The sequence below is a fragment of the Enterobacter adelaidei genome (assembly GCF_041937165.1).
Taxonomy (GTDB): domain Bacteria; phylum Pseudomonadota; class Gammaproteobacteria; order Enterobacterales; family Enterobacteriaceae; genus Enterobacter; species Enterobacter adelaidei.
In genome coordinates, this window is sequence record NZ_CP154353.1 from 637,921 (window position 1) to 654,262 (window position 16,342).

Sequence of the window (16,342 nt, forward strand, 5' to 3'; positions counted from 1 at the left end):
GGCTTTTTTTTCGGCTAAAGGAAACGAGGTAGAACCATGCGAGTGTTGAAGTTCGGCGGTACATCAGTGGCAAATGCAGAACGTTTTCTGCGCGTTGCCGATATCCTGGAAAGCAACGCCAGGCAGGGGCAGGTTGCGACCGTGCTCTCTGCCCCGGCAAAAATCACGAACCATCTGGTGGCGATGATTGAAAAAACCATCGGTGGTCAGGATGCACTCCCGAACATCAGCGACGCAGAGCGTATCTTCGCTGACTTACTGCAAGGGCTGGCAGAGGCGCAGCCAGGCTTTCCGCACGCTCAACTGAAGTCCTTCGTTGAGCAGGAATTCGCGCAAATTAAACATGTTCTGCACGGCATCAGCCTTCTCGGCCAGTGCCCGGACAGCATCAACGCGGCACTGATCTGTCGAGGCGAAAAACTCTCTATCGCCATCATGGCGGGCGTGCTGGAAGCGCGTGGTCATCACGTGACTGTGATCGATCCGGTTGAAAAACTGCTGGCGGTGGGCCACTACCTCGAATCCACTGTTGATATTGCCGAATCAACCCGCCGCATCGCTGCAAGCAAAATTCCGTCTGACCACATGATCCTGATGGCAGGCTTCACCGCCGGTAACGAGAAGGGTGAGCTGGTGGTGCTGGGCCGTAACGGCTCCGACTATTCCGCCGCCGTGCTGGCCGCCTGTTTACGCGCGGACTGTTGTGAGATCTGGACTGACGTCGATGGTGTTTATACCTGCGACCCGCGCCAGGTACCGGACGCCAGGCTGTTGAAGTCGATGTCGTATCAGGAAGCGATGGAGCTTTCCTACTTCGGCGCTAAAGTCCTTCACCCGCGTACCATCTCTCCGATTGCCCAGTTCCAGATCCCTTGCCTGATTAAAAACACCGGTAACCCGCAGGCACCCGGTACGCTGATTGGCGCGAGTAACGATGAAGACGGCCTGCCGGTGAAAGGGATCTCTAACCTCAACAACATGGCGATGTTCAGCGTCTCAGGTCCGGGGATGAAAGGGATGGTCGGTATGGCGGCGCGCGTGTTTGCAGCCATGTCCCGCAACGGTATCTCCGTGGTGCTGATCACCCAGTCTTCTTCGGAATACAGCATCAGCTTCTGCGTGCCGCAGGCCGACTGCCTGCGCGCCCGCCGCGCGCTGGAGGAAGAGTTCTATCTTGAGCTGAAAGAAGAACTGCTGGAGCCGCTGTACATTCAGGAACGTCTGGCGATCATCTCGGTGGTGGGCGATGGCATGCGCACGCTACGCGGTATCTCCGCCAAGTTCTTCGCTGCGCTGGCACGCGCCAATATCAATATCGTGGCGATTGCCCAGGGCTCGTCAGAGCGTTCAATCTCTGTTGTTGTGGACAACGATGACGCCACCACCGGCGTTCGCGTGGTTCACCAGATGCTGTTCAACACCGATCAGGTCATCGAACTGTTCCTGATTGGCGTGGGCGGCGTTGGCGGCGCGCTGCTGGAGCAGGTGAAGCGCCAGCAGGCGTGGCTGAAGAAGAAACATATTGATCTGCGCGTCTGCGGGATCGCCAACTCAAAAGCGTTGCTGACCAACGTGCATGGCCTGAATCTGGAAAACTGGCAGGCGGAAATGAACGAGGCGAAAGAGCCGTTTAATCTGGGCCGCCTGATCCGTCTGGTGAAAGAGTATCACCTGCTCAACCCGGTGATTGTCGACTGTACGTCGAACCAGGCGGTTGCCGATCAGTATGCTGACTTCCTGCGTGAAGGCTTCCACGTGGTGACGCCGAACAAAAAGGCCAACACCTCGTCGATGAACTACTATCACCAGTTGCGCCTGGCGGCGAGCAAATCGCGTCGTAAATTCCTGTATGACACCAACGTGGGTGCTGGTTTGCCGGTTATCGAGAACCTGCAAAACCTGCTGAACGCGGGGGATGAACTGCAGCGTTTCTCCGGTATCCTCTCCGGATCGCTGTCGTTTATTTTCGGCAAACTGGATGAAGGCATGAGCCTTTCAGAAGCGACCCGCGCTGCGCGTGAACTGGGTTATACCGAGCCGGATCCGCGTGACGATCTCTCCGGGATGGATGTGGCGCGTAAGCTGCTGATCCTGGCACGTGAAACAGGTCGTGAGCTGGAGCTGTCCGATATCGTGATTGAACCGGTCCTGCCAGCAGAATTTGATAGCTCCGGTGATGTCGGTGCCTTTATGGCTAATTTGCCGCAGCTTGACGATGCGTTTGCCGCACGCGTTGCGAAAGCCCGTGATGAAGGTAAGGTATTGCGCTATGTTGGCAATATTGAAGAAGATGGTGTGTGCCGGGTGAAGATTGCCGAAGTGGATGGCAACGACCCGCTGTACAAAGTCAAAAACGGCGAAAACGCCCTTGCGTTTTACAGCCACTATTATCAGCCATTGCCGCTGGTGCTTCGCGGTTATGGCGCAGGGAACGATGTTACAGCGGCGGGTGTGTTTGCCGATCTGCTGCGTACCCTGTCATGGAAGTTAGGAGTTTAACATGGTCAAAGTTTATGCCCCGGCTTCCAGCGCCAATATGAGCGTCGGATTTGATGTGCTGGGTGCGGCGGTCACGCCGGTTGATGGTTCTCTGCTGGGCGATACGGTCACGGTTGAAGCGGCAAATAGCTTCAGCCTGAATAACGTGGGCCGCTTTGCCAGCAAACTGCCGTCGGACCCGCGCGAGAATATCGTCTATCAGTGCTGGGAGCGCTTCTGTCAGGAGATTGGCAAAAATGTGCCGGTCACCATGACGCTGGAAAAAAGTATGCCGATTGGCTCAGGGCTGGGCTCCAGCGCCTGCTCGGTGGTCGCTGCGCTGGTGGCCATGAATGAACACTGCGGCAAACCGCTGAACAATAACCGCCTGCTGGGGTTAATGGGCGAGCTGGAAGGGCGGATCTCTGGCAGCATTCATTATGACAACGTCGCGCCGTGCTTCCTTGGCGGCATGCAACTGATGATCGAAGAAAATGGCATCATCAGCCAGCAGGTGCCAGGGTTTGATGAGTGGCTGTGGGTGCTGGCCTATCCGGGTATTAAGGTTTCCACCGCTGAAGCGCGTGCGATCCTGCCTGCGCAGTATCGTCGCCAGGACTGTATCGCCCACGGACGTCATCTGGCCGGCTTTATTCACGCCTGCTATACCCGTCAGCCGCAGCTGGCGGCGAAATTGATGAAAGATGTTATTGCCGAGCCATACCGCACCAAACTGCTGCCTGGTTTTAACGAGGCGCGACAGGCATCTTTGGATATTGGCGCGCAGGCATGCGGCATCTCCGGCTCCGGCCCGACGCTGTTCGCCTTATGCGATAAACCAGACACTGCGCAACGCGTAGCGGACTGGCTCTCTAAACACTACCTGCAAAATCAGGAAGGCTTTGTTCATATTTGCCGTCTGGACACGGCTGGCGCACGAGTACTGGGATAACGAATGAAACTCTACAATCTTAAAGATCATAACGAGCAGGTCAGCTTCGCGCAGGCGGTGACTCAGGGACTGGGCAAAAATCAGGGGTTATTCTTCCCCCATGACCTGCCGGAATTTCAGCTGACCGAGATTGATGAACTGCTGAAGCTGGATTTTGTCACCCGCAGTGCCAAAATTCTGTCTGCGTTTATCGGCGACGAAATCCCGCAGGATCTGCTGGAAGAACGCGTGCGGTCGGCGTTCGCTTTCCCGGCTCCGGTTCAGCAGGTGGAGCCTGACGTTGGCTGTCTGGAACTGTTTCACGGCCCGACCCTGGCGTTCAAAGATTTCGGTGGCCGCTTTATGGCTCAGATGCTGACCCACATCAGCGGCGACAAACCGGTAACCATTCTGACGGCTACCTCCGGTGATACTGGTGCGGCGGTTGCGCATGCGTTCTACGGCCTGAAAAACGTTCGTGTGGTGATCCTCTACCCGAAAGGCAAAATCAGCCCGCTGCAGGAAAAACTGTTCTGTACCCTCGGCGGCAACATTGAGACCGTGGCTATCGACGGTGATTTCGACGCCTGCCAGGCACTGGTCAAACAGGCCTTCGATGATGAAGAGCTGAAGGCGGCGCTGGGTCTGAACTCGGCGAACTCCATCAACATCAGCCGTCTGCTGGCGCAGATTTGCTACTATTTCGAAGCGGTTGCACAGCTCCCGCAGGAAGCGCGTAATCAGCTTGTTGTCTCTGTGCCAAGCGGTAACTTTGGTGACCTGACGGCTGGCCTGCTGGCAAAATCCCTGGGTCTGCCGGTGAAACGCTTTATCGCTGCCACCAACGCTAACGACACCGTGCCACGTTTCCTGAAAGACGGCAAATGGGCGCCGAACGCGACGCAGGCAACGCTCTCCAATGCGATGGATGTGTCGCAGCCGAATAACTGGCCGCGAGTGGAAGAACTGTTCCGCCGCAAAATCTGGCGTCTTGGCGATCTGGGTTACGCAGCGGTGACGGATGAAACCACCAAAGAGACCATGCGTGAGCTGAAAGCGGTGGGGTACACCTCCGAACCGCACGCCGCAATTGCTTATCGTGCTTTGCGCGATCAGCTTAATCCAGGTGAATATGGCCTGTTCCTGGGGACTGCGCATCCGGCAAAATTCAAAGAGAGCGTGGAAGAGATTCTGGGTGAAACGCTGCCGCTGCCGAAAGAGCTGGCCGAACGTGCCGACCTGCCGCTGCTGTCTCATGAACTACCTGCGGATTTTGCCGCGCTGCGTAAGTTGATGATGGCTCGAGCGTGATTTTTGTCGGGTGACGGCTACGCCTTACCCGACCTACAACGGCTCAGAACGTAGGCCGGGTAAGCGCAGCGTCACCCGGCAACAGCAGCACTGTACCGAGGCCGGGGAAGGCGACGGCGCCACCCGGCTTTTTTATGGAGAAATTAAGGAGAAAAAAAGAAGGGAAAATGAAGAAATTCCCAATAAATGCGGTAACTTAGAGATTAGGATTGCAGAGAATAACAACCCCGGTTCCCCTCACGTAACCTCCTTACATCGGCCCACGTTGGGCAAGAAGAATAAGGAGTCACCTATGTCTACGTTGAAACCTGTCCTCATCGCACTTTCACTGATGCTGGTCGCTCCTATGGCGGTACAGGCATCTGAAATCACACTCGTGCCTGCGGTAAAACTGCAGATTGGTGACCAGGATAACCACGGACACTACTGGGATGGCGGTCGCTGGCGCGACCATGACTGGTGGAAGGCCCATTATGACTGGCGCGATAATCACTGGCGTCCTCATGACGAACATCGCGATCGTGACGACCATCCAGACCACCGTCACGACGATCATCGTCCAGGTCCGGACTGGAAGCACCATTAATGCAAACCCCGCCAGCTGGCGGGGTTTTGTTTTACTGCTCGTGGCGCTTAAACACCAGTTCACCTTTCCCTGACGACGCTTCGTCAAAGAAATACCCTTCGCTGTTAAATCCGGTCAACTGCTCCGGCTTCGTCAGTCGGTTCTGAATGATGTAGCGGCTCATCAGACCACGCGCTTTTTTGGCGTAGAAACTGATCACTTTGAACTTACCGTTTTTCTCATCAAGGAAGACCGGCTTGATGATTTCCGCATCCAGTTTCTTTGGCTTCACGGACTTGTAGTATTCGTCAGAGGCCAGGTTAATCACCACGTTATCGCCCTGGGCATGTAGCGCTGCGTTTAGCTTGTCGGTGATGATGTCACCCCAGAAATGGTACAGATCTTTGCCTTTTGCATTCTCTAATCGGATACCCATCTCAAGACGGTAAGGTTGCATCAAATCCAGCGGACGCAGAACGCCGTACAGGCCTGAGAGCATGCGCAGGTGCTGCTGGGCAAAATCGAAATCGGCTTCGCTGAACTCTTCCGCCTGCAGGCCGGTATACACATCACCTTTAAACGCCAGCAGCGCCTGGCGAGCGTTGGCTGGCGTGAAATCCGGGTGCCACTCGTGGAAGCGGGTGGCGTTAAGATCTGCGAGCTTATCGCTGATGCTCATCAGCGAGGCGATTTGTGGTGCAGAGAGTTTACGCGCTTCGCGGATCAGCTGTTGCGAATAGTCCAGCAGTTCAGGTTGCGTATAGCGCTCGGTGGCGAGCGGGCTCTGGTAGTCGAGCGTTTTTGCAGGTGAAATAAGAATCAGCATATCCAGTCCTTGCAGGAAATTTAGAGCGACTTTAGCAAAAAATCGCCCTGAATTGATCGATAGCTGTTATCGCCGGGGCAAATCATCCCATGTGCCGGGGGCCAGTTGCGCGTCAACTTCAGGATAGCGTGTGGGATCAAATACCGGTGGAACACCCAGTTTGCGTTGACGAAGATAGTCCCGGGCAATCAGGCTAACAATGGGGGAGAGCAGCAGGATCGCCGTAAGGTTGGTGATGGCCATCAGTGCCATGATGACGTCAGCCAGTTGCCAGACCAACGGCATGCTGAGCAGGGATCCTGCAATGACCATCAGTATCACTCCCAGGCGCAACGCACTGATTGCGGCGCGGGAGTCGAGTTTCAGGAAGATAAGGTTATTTTCGGCGTAAAGGTAATTCACCACAATTGAGCTGAAGGCGAACAATATCAGTATGATCGCGACAAAACCGGCCCCCCAGCTGCCAGTAAGGTTCACCAGAGCCTGCTGAAGAAGCTGTATCCCGGCGTTTCCCGACGAATGCGGTACGGGGCCTGCCAGTAGCAAAATCATGGCGCTGGCGGAGCAGATAATAATGGTATCGGTAAAGACGCCAATCATTTGCACAATGCCTTGTGCGGCAGGGTGTGGCGGCCAGGAAGAGGCGGCTGCCGCCGCGTTGGGGGTTGACCCCATACCCGCTTCATTGGAAAACATTCCTCGCTGAAAACCCGCCATCAGCGCCTGGCTGAAGGTGTAGCCCAGCGCACCTGATGCCGCCTCACGCCAGCCAAAAGCGCTTTTGAAGATAGTGGTAATGATTCCTGGAACCTGGTCGGCATGCAGTGCGGCGACAAACAGGCTCGCGCCAACCCAGAGCAGCGCCATCACGGGAACCATCCACTGCATCAGGCGGGCGATGCCTTTGAGACCAGCAGAAATGGTGAACAGAACGAAGAGGGATAAAACGATGCCTGTGATCCACTCCGGGCAGGCGAAGGCATAGCGCAGAGCATTGGCGACAGAATTAGCCTGAACCGTATTAAAAATAAGGCCATAAGCGAGCAGTAAAAAAAGCGAGAACAGAACGCCCATCCAGCGCATCCCTAACCCACGCGCCATATACCAGGCCGGACCGCCGCGAAACTGACCGTGTTTGTCCTTCTCCTTGTACAGCTGTGCGAGAGAGCATTCGGCAAACGAGGTGGCCATGCCAACGATCGCGGTGACCCACATCCAGAAGACGGCGCCAGGACCACCGGCGCTGATGGCCAGCGCTACACCCGCCAGGTTACCGCTACCGACACGTGCGGCGAGACTGGTACAAAGCGCCTGAAACGAGGTGAGTCCGCCTGGCTGCGGCGTAATGCTGTTTTTCAGACTTCTGCCAAACTTGCGTATATACCTAAACTGGATAAAACCACTGCGCAGTGTGAACCATATACCTGCCCCTAATAGCAGATATATCATTATCGAACCCCAGAGGATTTCGTTGATAAAGAAAAGGAAATCAGGCATTAACGTCCCTCTTGTTGATGCCAATATGAATATGTAAGCGCTACCACTGATTGAGCATGCTGTTACTTAGCAGCCTGTTAATATTCTGAGTTTATCATACTCTGTCTAAGCGCACTGTCTGCGGTTGCGCTACCTCTCACTCGTGTTATCATCTGGGCAGACCGGTTACATCCCCCTAACAAGTAAACCTGTCATTTTTCCGCTGCAGGCATGCTGTCGGTAGCGTGAATTATCCAGGGCACGTTAAAAGAGAAACACTATCATGACGGATAAATTGACCTCCCTTCGTCAGTTCACCACTGTCGTAGCTGACACCGGAGATATCGCGGCAATGAAGTTGTACCAGCCGCAGGATGCCACAACTAACCCTTCTCTGATCCTGAACGCTGCACAGATCCCTGAGTATCGCAAACTGATTGACGACGCTGTGACCTGGGCGAAAGCGCAGAGCAATGACCGCGCGCAGCAGATCGTTGATGCCACTGACAAACTGGCAGTGAACATCGGTCTGGAAATCCTGAAACTGGTTCCTGGCCGTATCTCTACCGAAGTGGATGCACGCCTCTCCTACGACACCGAAGCGTCAATCGCCAAAGCAAAACGCCTGATCAAAATGTACAACGATGCGGGTATCAGCAACGACCGTATCCTGATCAAACTGGCCTCTACCTGGCAGGGCATTCGCGCGGCTGAGCAGCTGGAAAAAGACGGCATCAACTGTAACCTGACTCTGCTGTTCTCCTTCGCGCAGGCGCGTGCATGTGCAGAAGCCGGTGTCTACCTGATTTCTCCGTTCGTAGGCCGTATTCTGGACTGGTACAAAGCCAACACCGATAAGAAAGAGTACGCACCTGCTGAAGATCCAGGCGTGGTTTCCGTTACTGAAATCTACGAATACTACAAACAGCACGGTTATGAGACTGTTGTTATGGGCGCAAGCTTCCGTAACGTCGGTGAAATCATCGAGCTGGCTGGCTGTGACCGCCTGACCATCGCCCCTGCACTGCTGAAAGAGCTGGCAGAAAGCGAAGGCGCGATCGAGCGTAAGCTGTCTTACACCGGTGAAGTGAAAGCGCGCCCAGAACGCATCACTGAATCCGAGTTCCTGTGGCAGCACAACCAGGATCCAATGGCAGTAGACAAACTGGCGGACGGTATCCGTAAGTTTGCTGTTGACCAGGGCAAACTGGAAAAAATGATCGGCGACCTGCTGTAATCATTTCTGCGTGACCGGGTTCCCGGTCACGCGACTTCTTTCGTACCCTGTCTGAATTTCCTCTCTGCGTGTATCATTCCCTTTAATCAGTACTTTTTAGATGGAATGGCTATGAATACCTTACGCATCGGCTTAGTGTCGATTTCTGACCGCGCCTCCAGCGGTGTTTACCAGGATAAAGGCATCCCGGCTCTGGAAGAGTGGCTGGGCAGCGCGCTGACTACCCCTTTTGAAATCCAGACCCGCCTGATCCCAGACGAACAGCCGATCATTGAGCAGACGCTGTGCGAGCTGGTGGATGAGATGAGCTGCCATCTGGTGTTGACCACGGGTGGAACCGGGCCTGCACGTCGCGATGTCACGCCAGATGCGACGCTGGCAGTCGCCGACCGTGAAATGCCGGGCTTCGGTGAGCAAATGCGCCAGATCAGCCTACACTTTGTTCCAACCGCCATCCTCTCTCGCCAGGTGGGCGTGATCCGCAAACAGGCGTTGATCCTGAACCTGCCGGGCCAGCCGAAGTCGATCAAAGAGACGCTGGAAGGGCTTAAAGCCGACGATGGCAGCGTGATCGTACACGGGATCTTTGCAAGTGTACCGTATTGTATACAGCTGCTGGACGGTCCGTATGTGGAAACCGATGAGAAAGTCGTAGCAGCTTTTCGGCCTAAAAGCGCGCGCCGCGAGACAATATCCTGAAAATAATGATTATGTGACATTAGCTGAAGCGGCGATGGCGTGGTAAAGGTTTTACGGTATAGTAATTTTTTCTTTACGTTTACTGTAAAAATAAATCCACAATACACGCATAATGGTTCGCTATGTCACATAACACCCGACCTCTGAATCGACAGGACTACAAAACCCTCACGCTCGCCGCTCTGGGGGGCGCGCTGGAGTTTTACGACTTCATCATCTTCGTCTTCTTCGCCGCCGTGGTGGGGGAGCTCTTCTTCCCGGCAGATATCCCGGAATGGCTGCGCCAGGTACAAACCTTCGGCATTTTTGCCGCCGGGTATCTGGCTCGTCCGTTGGGTGGCATTGTTATGGCGCACTTTGGCGATCTGGTTGGGCGTAAGAAGATGTTTACCCTCAGTATTTTGCTGATGGCTGTACCTACGCTTGCCATAGGCCTGCTGCCTACCTATGCCTCAATGGGCCTTGTTGCCCCGCTATTGCTGTTGCTTATGCGCGTTCTTCAGGGGGCTGCAATTGGCGGTGAAGTGCCAGGCGCGTGGGTGTTTGTGGCGGAGCATGTTCCAGCGCGTCGCATTGGTATCGCCTGTGGAACCTTAACGGCGGGCCTGACCATCGGCATTCTGCTGGGCTCGGTCGTTGCAACTCTCGTGAATACCCATATGACGCAACAGGCTGTGCACGACTGGGGCTGGCGTCTTCCGTTCCTGCTGGGCGGGGCCTTTGGTCTGGTGGCGATGTACTTGCGCCGCTGGCTACAGGAGACGCCGATCTTCCTTGAGATGCAGCAGCGCAAGGCACTGGCGCAGGAGTTACCGGTGAAGGCGGTGGTGGTCCGTCACAGAAGTGCGGTGGTGGTGTCGATGCTGCTGACCTGGCTGCTGTCGGCGGGTATCGTCGTCGTGATCCTGATGTCGCCGGTCTGGCTGCAAAAACAGTACGGTTTCGCCCCAGCGGTCACCCTGCAGGCAAACAGTATTGCGACCATTATGCTCTGTTTTGGCTGTTTGGCGGCTGGCCTTGCTGTTGATCGTTTTGGCGCGAGCCGGACCTTTATCGTCGGCAGTCTGCTGCTGGCAGCATCAAGCTGGGCGTTCTACCATCTGGCGGGTAGCCACCCGGAGCAACTGTTCCTGCTGTACGGCGTAGTCGGGCTGTGCGTCGGTGTTGTGGGGGCGGTGCCGTATGTGATGGTGCGTGCGTTCCCGCCAGAGGTTCGTTTCACCGGTATCTCTTTTTCTTACAACGTGTCGTATGCCATTTTTGGTGGGCTAACACCGATTGCCGTCACCATGCTGATGGGGATATCGCCGATGGCTCCAGCCTGGTATGTTCTCGCGCTCTCGCTGATGGGGCTGGTGTTAGGGGTCTGGCTTCGCAAAGGGTGGGAGTGTCGTGCCCGCGAGGCAGGCACGACAGAGGGATCAGTGTTTTTCACCAATCGGTAGAATGGTGCGGTCAAACTGCTCGTTCAGCACTTCGCCCATTGCCAGGTAGATAGCGCTCGCGCCACATACCAGGCCAATCCAGCCGGCAACGTGAACGATGCCTTCGTTATCCACCAGGTGACCGATCGCCAGCAGAGCGAACAGTACGGTCAGGCTCAGGAAGACGAACTGCAGCGCGCGGTTACCTTTCAGGGTGCCGAAGAACATGAACAGGGTGAAGACACCCCACAGACCCAGGTAAACGCCCAGGAAGTGGGCGTTTGCCGCATCTGCCAGACCCATTTTAGGCATCAGCAGAATGGCAACCAGGGTCAGCCAGAAAGAGCCGTAAGAGGTGAAGGCGGTTAAGCCGAAGGTATTACCTTTCTTATATTCCAGCAGGCCCGCGAAAATTTGCGCGATGCCGCCGTAAAAAATGCCCATCGCCAGGATTATGCCATCCATCGGGAACATCCCGATATTGTGCAGGTTCAGCAGGATAGTGGTCATGCCAAAACCCATCAGGCCCAGCGGAGCCGGATTAGCCAACTTAGTGTTGCCCATAAGTCCTCAAAAAAATCATCATTAATATGGTGAAATGGTGAATCCCGCGTCAATACTCCCTGACGGGGCGCGGCATCATAATGGGCGCAATCGATGGCGTCTATGATCTCATCGGGGTGAAATTAAAATTTTTTTTATCCTTCCCCCTTGATGGATGCTGTGGCGACCCCATCTTGTAGTCAACCGCAGTGTGTGGACCTGAAAAAAATCAAATCTGGGCAGTTGAAAAAGCACGTTCTGCCCTTATTACAGGTACACAACCACATGTTGACTGAATTTTTAGTGGAGACGTTTAGATGGGTAAAATTATTGGTATCGACCTGGGTACTACCAACTCTTGTGTAGCGATTATGGATGGCACTACTGCACGCGTGCTGGAGAACGCCGAGGGCGATCGCACCACGCCTTCTATCATTGCTTATACCCAGGATGGTGAAACTCTGGTTGGTCAGCCGGCTAAACGTCAGGCAGTGACAAACCCGCAAAACACCCTGTTTGCGATTAAACGCCTGATTGGCCGCCGCTTCCAGGACGAAGAAGTTCAGCGTGACGTTTCTATCATGCCTTACAAAATCATCGCAGCAGATAACGGCGATGCATGGCTTGATGTGAAAGGCACCAAAACGGCACCACCGCAGATCTCTGCTGAAGTGCTGAAAAAAATGAAGAAAACCGCGGAAGATTACCTGGGTGAGCCGGTAACTGAAGCTGTTATCACCGTTCCTGCATACTTCAACGATGCTCAGCGTCAGGCAACCAAAGATGCTGGCCGTATCGCAGGTCTGGAAGTAAAACGTATCATCAACGAACCAACCGCGGCTGCACTGGCTTACGGTCTGGATAAAGAAGTTGGCAACCGTACTATCGCGGTTTACGACCTGGGTGGTGGTACCTTCGATATCTCTATTATCGAAATCGACGAAGTTGACGGCGAAAAAACCTTCGAAGTTCTGGCAACCAACGGTGATACCCACCTGGGTGGTGAAGACTTCGATACCCGTCTGATCAACTACCTCGTTGACGAGTTCAAGAAAGATCAGGGCATTGACCTGCGTAACGACCCGCTGGCCATGCAGCGCCTGAAAGAAGCCGCTGAGAAAGCGAAGATTGAACTGTCTTCCGCTCAGCAGACCGACGTGAACCTGCCGTACATCACTGCAGACGCGACCGGCCCTAAACATATGAACATCAAAGTGACCCGTGCGAAACTGGAAAGCCTGGTAGAAGACCTGGTGAACCGTTCCATCGAGCCACTGAAAGTTGCTCTGCAGGACGCTGGCCTGTCTGTATCTGACATCCAGGACGTTATCCTGGTGGGTGGTCAGACACGTATGCCAATGGTTCAGAAGAAAGTGGCTGAGTTCTTTGGTAAAGAGCCACGTAAAGACGTGAACCCGGACGAAGCTGTTGCTATCGGTGCAGCGGTTCAGGGTGGTGTACTGACTGGTGAAGTGAAAGACGTACTGCTGCTGGACGTTACCCCACTGTCTCTGGGTATCGAAACCATGGGCGGTGTGATGACTGCGCTCATCAACAAAAACACCACCATCCCGACGAAACACAGCCAGGTGTTCTCTACCGCTGAAGACAACCAGTCTGCGGTAACCATCCATGTGATTCAGGGTGAGCGTAAACGTGCGGCGGATAACAAGTCTCTGGGTCAGTTCAACCTGGATGGTATCAACCCGGCACCACGCGGCATGCCACAGATCGAAGTCACCTTTGATATTGATGCTGACGGTATCCTGCACGTGTCTGCGAAAGACAAAAACAGCGGTAAAGAGCAGAAGATCACCATCAAGGCATCTTCTGGCCTGAACGAAGCTGAAATCGAGAAAATGGTTCGCGATGCAGAAGCTAACGCTGAGTCCGACCGTAAGTTCGAAGAGCTGGTTCAGACCCGTAACCAGGGTGACCATCTGCTGCACAGCACCCGTAAGCAGGTTGAAGAAGCAGGCGATAAACTGCCAGCGGAAGACAAAACTGCTATCGAGGCTGCACTGAGTGCGCTGGAAACTTCACTGAAAGGTGAAGATAAAGCGGACATCGAAGCGAAGATGCAGGAACTTGCACAGGCTTCCCAGAAGCTGATGGAAATCGCTCAGCAGCAGCACGCTCAACAGCAGGCAGGCGCTGACGCTTCGGCGAACAACGCGAAAGACGACGATGTTGTTGACGCTGAGTTCGAAGAAGTTAAAGACAAAAAATAATCGCCCTGATGCAGGGTAATTAATCGGCACGGGCGTAGGAGAACTCTCCACGCCCGTGCTCGCATGTTAAGGGGCTTAAAAAAAACAATGGCAAAGCAAGACTATTACGAGATTTTAGGCGTTCCGAAAACTGCGGAAGAGCGTGAAATCAAAAAGGCATACAAGCGCCTGGCCATGAAATTCCACCCGGACCGTAACCAGGGTGACAAAGAGGCTGAAGCCAAATTTAAAGAGATCAAAGAAGCCTACGAAGTCCTGACCGATGCACAAAAACGTGCAGCCTATGACCAGTATGGTCACGCAGCCTTTGAACAGGGCGGCATGGGCGGCGGTGGATTCGGTGGCGGCGGCTTTGGCGGTGGTGCTGACTTCAGCGATATCTTTGGTGATGTATTCGGCGACATCTTCGGTGGTGGCCGTGGTCGTCAGCGCGCAACGCGCGGCGCGGACCTGCGCTACAACATGGAACTGACGCTGGAAGAGGCCGTTCGCGGTGTCACCAAAGAGATCCGTATCCCGACGCTGGAAGAGTGTGACGTTTGCCACGGAAGTGGCGCAAAAGCGGGGACCCAACCGCAGACCTGTCCAACCTGTCACGGTTCAGGCCAGGTACAGATGCGACAGGGCTTCTTCGCGGTACAGCAGGCCTGTCCTCACTGTCACGGTCGCGGTACGCTGATTAAAGATCCGTGCACCAAATGCCACGGCCACGGTCGCGTTGAGAAAACCAAGACCCTGTCCGTTAAAATTCCGGCTGGCGTCGATACGGGCGACCGCATTCGTCTGGCGGGTGAAGGTGAAGCTGGGGAACACGGCGCACCGGCAGGCGATCTGTATGTTCAGGTGCAGGTTAAACAGCACGCCATCTTCGAGCGTGAAGGTAACAACCTGTATTGCGAAGTGCCGATCAACTTTGCGATGGCGGCACTCGGTGGTGAAATCGAAGTCCCGACGCTGGATGGTCGCGTCAATCTGAAGATCCCAGGTGAAACCCAGACCGGTAAGCTGTTCCGCATGCGCGGGAAAGGCGTTAAATCCGTTCGTGGTGGTGCTCAGGGCGACCTGCTGTGCCGCGTCGTCGTGGAAACGCCGGTTGGCCTGAACGACAAGCAGAAACAATTGCTGAAAGAGCTTCAGGAGAGCTTTGGCGGCCCGACGGGTGAGAAGAATAGCCCGCGTTCCAAAAGCTTCTTCGATGGCGTCAAAAAATTCTTCGATGATTTGACTCGCTAATTCGTTAGCTGGCCTTCATCTGCAAAAGCCTGGAAGCAATTCCGGGCTTTTTCTTTTTGTAAGGATAGTTCGGTAAAACTGAATCTATACTCAATATTAATCTGTTTTTGCCGAGCTATGTGGCTTGGTATTATGGTTTTATCGAGGTATTGTTGTAAAAGAGAGAGTTAAAGTGAAATTACTACACCGTTTCTTTAGCAGTGAAGCGTCCGGTGGCGTGATCCTGATTATTGCCGCTGCGGCTGCGATGCTGCTGGCTAACCTGGGGGTTACCCGCGATCTATACCACGCATTTCTGGAAACGCCCGTCGAGCTGAAGGTCGGGGCGCTGGAAATTAACAAGAACATGTTGCTGTGGATCAACGATGCACTGATGGCTGTGTTCTTCCTCCTGGTGGGGCTTGAAGTTAAACGCGAGCTGGTGCTGGGTTCACTTGCCAGCCGCCAGCGTGCAGCGTTTCCGGTAATTGCCGCCATCGGTGGGATGGTGGTTCCGGCGTTACTCTTCCTGGCATTTACCTGGCAGGACCCCCTTGCGCGTCATGGCTGGGCGATCCCGGCGGCAACGGATATCGCGTTTGCGCTCGGGGTGCTGGCCTTGTTGGGAAGTCGTGTGCCGGTGGCACTGAAGATCTTCCTGATGGCGCTGGCAATTATTGATGATTTGGGCGCTATTGTGATTATCGCGCTGTTCTATACCAGCGAGCTGTCGATCCTGTCGCTGAGTGTAGCTGCTGGGGCGATTGCAGTGCTGGCGCTGCTGAACATTTTCAATGTGCGTCGCATCGGCATCTACATCCTTGTGGGGATGGTGCTGTGGACGGCGGTGCTGAAATCGGGCGTGCACGCCACGCTGGCAGGTGTGATCGTCGGCTTCTTCGTGCCGCTTAAGCCGCAGGACGGCAAGTCGCCTGCCAAACAGCTGGAACATGTGCTGCACCCGTGGGTAGCCTTTATGATCCTGCCACTGTTCGCATTTGCTAACGCGGGCGTTTCCCTGGGCGGTGTGACGCTTGACGGGCTGACGTCCGTGCTGCCTTTGGGCATTATTGCCGGGCTGTTTATCGGTAAGCCGCTGGGGATTAGCCTCTTCTGCTGGCTGGCGCTAAAGCTGAAGATGGCATCATTGCCACACGGCACCACGTTTAAGCAGATAATGGCCGTAGGTGTGCTGTGTGGAATCGGGTTTACGATGTCGATTTTTATCTCGACGCTGGCATTTGGTACGCATGCGCCGGAGCTTATCGTCTGGGCTAAACTGGGCATTCTTATCGGGTCATTGCTGGCCGCAGTGATCGGTTATACCTTGTTGAAGGTGAAGTTGTCCGGACAGGCCGTCCAGGCATAACGGAAAACCGGGAGGAGGGGAGCCTTCTCCCGACACACTA

General features: G+C 54.7%; 13 protein-coding genes and 1 other annotated feature (1 of these 14 cut by a window edge). Of the genes, 10 read left to right on the plus strand and 3 right to left on the minus strand.

Going from position 1 to position 16,342, the window contains the following annotated elements; genetic code table 11:
* Nucleotides 1-12 (plus strand) — a sequence feature (Thr leader region) (it extends 106 nt beyond the left edge of the window).
* A gap of 24 nt (nucleotides 13-36) precedes the next feature.
* The 4 genes from thrA (at nucleotide 37) to AAHF05_RS03215 (ending at nucleotide 5,306) form a co-directional block, all read left to right on the plus strand.
* Entirely contained in the window at nucleotides 37-2,499 is a 2,463-nt protein-coding gene (gene thrA / locus AAHF05_RS03200) for a bifunctional aspartate kinase/homoserine dehydrogenase I (RefSeq protein WP_049005227.1), read from the plus strand.
* Nucleotide 2,500: 1 nt separating this feature from the next.
* Nucleotides 2,501-3,430 carry a homoserine kinase gene (gene thrB, locus AAHF05_RS03205; protein WP_028016618.1) on the plus strand — a complete coding sequence of 310 codons (930 nt, stop codon included), beginning with the start codon at nucleotides 2,501-2,503 and terminating at the stop codon, nucleotides 3,428-3,430.
* Nucleotides 3,431-3,433: 3 nt separating this feature from the next.
* A complete protein-coding gene (gene thrC / locus AAHF05_RS03210; protein ID WP_129323959.1) occupies nucleotides 3,434-4,720 on the plus strand; it encodes a threonine synthase in 1,287 nt (428 codons plus the stop codon).
* 292 nt (nucleotides 4,721-5,012) lie between these two features.
* Nucleotides 5,013-5,306, plus strand: coding sequence for a DUF2502 domain-containing protein (locus tag AAHF05_RS03215; protein ID WP_129323958.1), 294 nt, complete (start codon nucleotides 5,013-5,015; stop codon nucleotides 5,304-5,306).
* A 31-nt stretch (nucleotides 5,307-5,337) separates the two neighbouring features.
* Here AAHF05_RS03215 and yaaA read toward each other — a convergent pair whose 3' ends face one another.
* Both yaaA and AAHF05_RS03225 read right to left on the minus strand, forming a co-directional pair.
* Nucleotides 5,338-6,111 (minus strand): peroxide stress protein YaaA, encoded by a 774-nt coding sequence (gene yaaA / locus AAHF05_RS03220; RefSeq protein ID WP_028016621.1) that lies wholly within the window; start codon nucleotides 6,109-6,111, stop codon nucleotides 5,338-5,340.
* Between the two features lie 66 nt (nucleotides 6,112-6,177).
* The gene (locus AAHF05_RS03225; RefSeq protein ID WP_049005230.1) at nucleotides 6,178-7,608 is read right to left on the minus strand and encodes a sodium:alanine symporter family protein; all 1,431 of its coding nucleotides are present in this window, start codon (nucleotides 7,606-7,608) and stop codon (nucleotides 6,178-6,180) included.
* Nucleotides 7,609-7,870: 262 nt separating this feature from the next.
* On the opposite strand from AAHF05_RS03225, the gene tal reads away from it, so the two are divergent.
* The 3 genes from tal to AAHF05_RS03240 all read left to right on the plus strand — a co-directional run bounded on the left by tal (nucleotide 7,871) and on the right by AAHF05_RS03240 (nucleotide 10,968).
* A complete protein-coding gene (gene tal, locus AAHF05_RS03230; protein ID WP_028016623.1) occupies nucleotides 7,871-8,824 on the plus strand; it encodes a transaldolase in 954 nt (317 codons plus the stop codon).
* A gap of 111 nt (nucleotides 8,825-8,935) precedes the next feature.
* Nucleotides 8,936-9,523 (plus strand): molybdopterin adenylyltransferase, encoded by a 588-nt coding sequence (gene mog, locus AAHF05_RS03235; protein ID WP_049005231.1) that lies wholly within the window; start codon nucleotides 8,936-8,938, stop codon nucleotides 9,521-9,523.
* Nucleotides 9,524-9,645: 122 nt separating this feature from the next.
* Complete coding sequence (locus AAHF05_RS03240) at nucleotides 9,646-10,968, plus strand: MFS transporter (RefSeq protein ID WP_028016625.1); 1,323 nt, start codon at nucleotides 9,646-9,648, stop codon at nucleotides 10,966-10,968.
* On the opposite strand, the gene satP is transcribed toward AAHF05_RS03240, so the two are convergent.
* Nucleotides 10,945-11,511 carry an acetate uptake transporter gene (satP, locus tag AAHF05_RS03245; RefSeq protein ID WP_028016626.1) on the minus strand — a complete coding sequence of 189 codons (567 nt, stop codon included), beginning with the start codon at nucleotides 11,509-11,511 and terminating at the stop codon, nucleotides 10,945-10,947. The two genes, AAHF05_RS03240 and satP, sit on opposite strands and share 24 nt — an antisense overlap.
* A 296-nt stretch (nucleotides 11,512-11,807) precedes the next feature.
* Between satP and dnaK the strand changes: the two genes are divergently transcribed.
* The 3 genes from dnaK to nhaA all read left to right on the plus strand — a co-directional run bounded on the left by dnaK (nucleotide 11,808) and on the right by nhaA (nucleotide 16,302).
* Nucleotides 11,808-13,721, plus strand: a complete 1,914-nt coding sequence (dnaK, locus tag AAHF05_RS03250) for a molecular chaperone DnaK (protein ID WP_049005233.1) — start codon at nucleotides 11,808-11,810, stop codon at nucleotides 13,719-13,721.
* 87 nt (nucleotides 13,722-13,808) lie between these two features.
* Nucleotides 13,809-14,954 carry a molecular chaperone DnaJ gene (gene dnaJ / locus AAHF05_RS03255; protein ID WP_028016628.1) on the plus strand — a complete coding sequence of 382 codons (1,146 nt, stop codon included), beginning with the start codon at nucleotides 13,809-13,811 and terminating at the stop codon, nucleotides 14,952-14,954.
* Nucleotides 14,955-15,126: 172 nt separating this feature from the next.
* Nucleotides 15,127-16,302: a Na+/H+ antiporter NhaA gene (gene nhaA / locus AAHF05_RS03260; RefSeq protein WP_129323957.1), complete on the plus strand. Its 1,176-nt coding sequence runs from the start codon at nucleotides 15,127-15,129 to the stop codon at nucleotides 16,300-16,302.
* The last annotated feature ends 40 nt before the right edge of the window (nucleotides 16,303-16,342 follow it).

Bases quoted from the DNA above. Each gene is read 5' to 3' on its own strand.
- thrA (WP_049005227.1), top strand. From the start codon at position 37: ATGCGAGTGTTGAAGTTCGGCGGTACATCAGTGGCAAATGCAGAACGT.
- thrB (WP_028016618.1), top strand. From the start codon at position 2,501: ATGGTCAAAGTTTATGCCCCGGCTTCCAGCGCCAATATGAGCGTCGGA.
- thrC (WP_129323959.1), top strand. From the start codon at position 3,434: ATGAAACTCTACAATCTTAAAGATCATAACGAGCAGGTCAGCTTCGCG.
- AAHF05_RS03215 (WP_129323958.1), top strand. From the start codon at position 5,013: ATGTCTACGTTGAAACCTGTCCTCATCGCACTTTCACTGATGCTGGTC.
- yaaA (WP_028016621.1), bottom strand. From the start codon at position 6,111: ATGCTGATTCTTATTTCACCTGCAAAAACGCTCGACTACCAGAGCCCG.
- AAHF05_RS03225 (WP_049005230.1), bottom strand. From the start codon at position 7,608: ATGCCTGATTTCCTTTTCTTTATCAACGAAATCCTCTGGGGTTCGATA.
- tal (WP_028016623.1), top strand. From the start codon at position 7,871: ATGACGGATAAATTGACCTCCCTTCGTCAGTTCACCACTGTCGTAGCT.
- mog (WP_049005231.1), top strand. From the start codon at position 8,936: ATGAATACCTTACGCATCGGCTTAGTGTCGATTTCTGACCGCGCCTCC.
- AAHF05_RS03240 (WP_028016625.1), top strand. From the start codon at position 9,646: ATGTCACATAACACCCGACCTCTGAATCGACAGGACTACAAAACCCTC.
- satP (WP_028016626.1), bottom strand. From the start codon at position 11,511: ATGGGCAACACTAAGTTGGCTAATCCGGCTCCGCTGGGCCTGATGGGT.
- dnaK (WP_049005233.1), top strand. From the start codon at position 11,808: ATGGGTAAAATTATTGGTATCGACCTGGGTACTACCAACTCTTGTGTA.
- dnaJ (WP_028016628.1), top strand. From the start codon at position 13,809: ATGGCAAAGCAAGACTATTACGAGATTTTAGGCGTTCCGAAAACTGCG.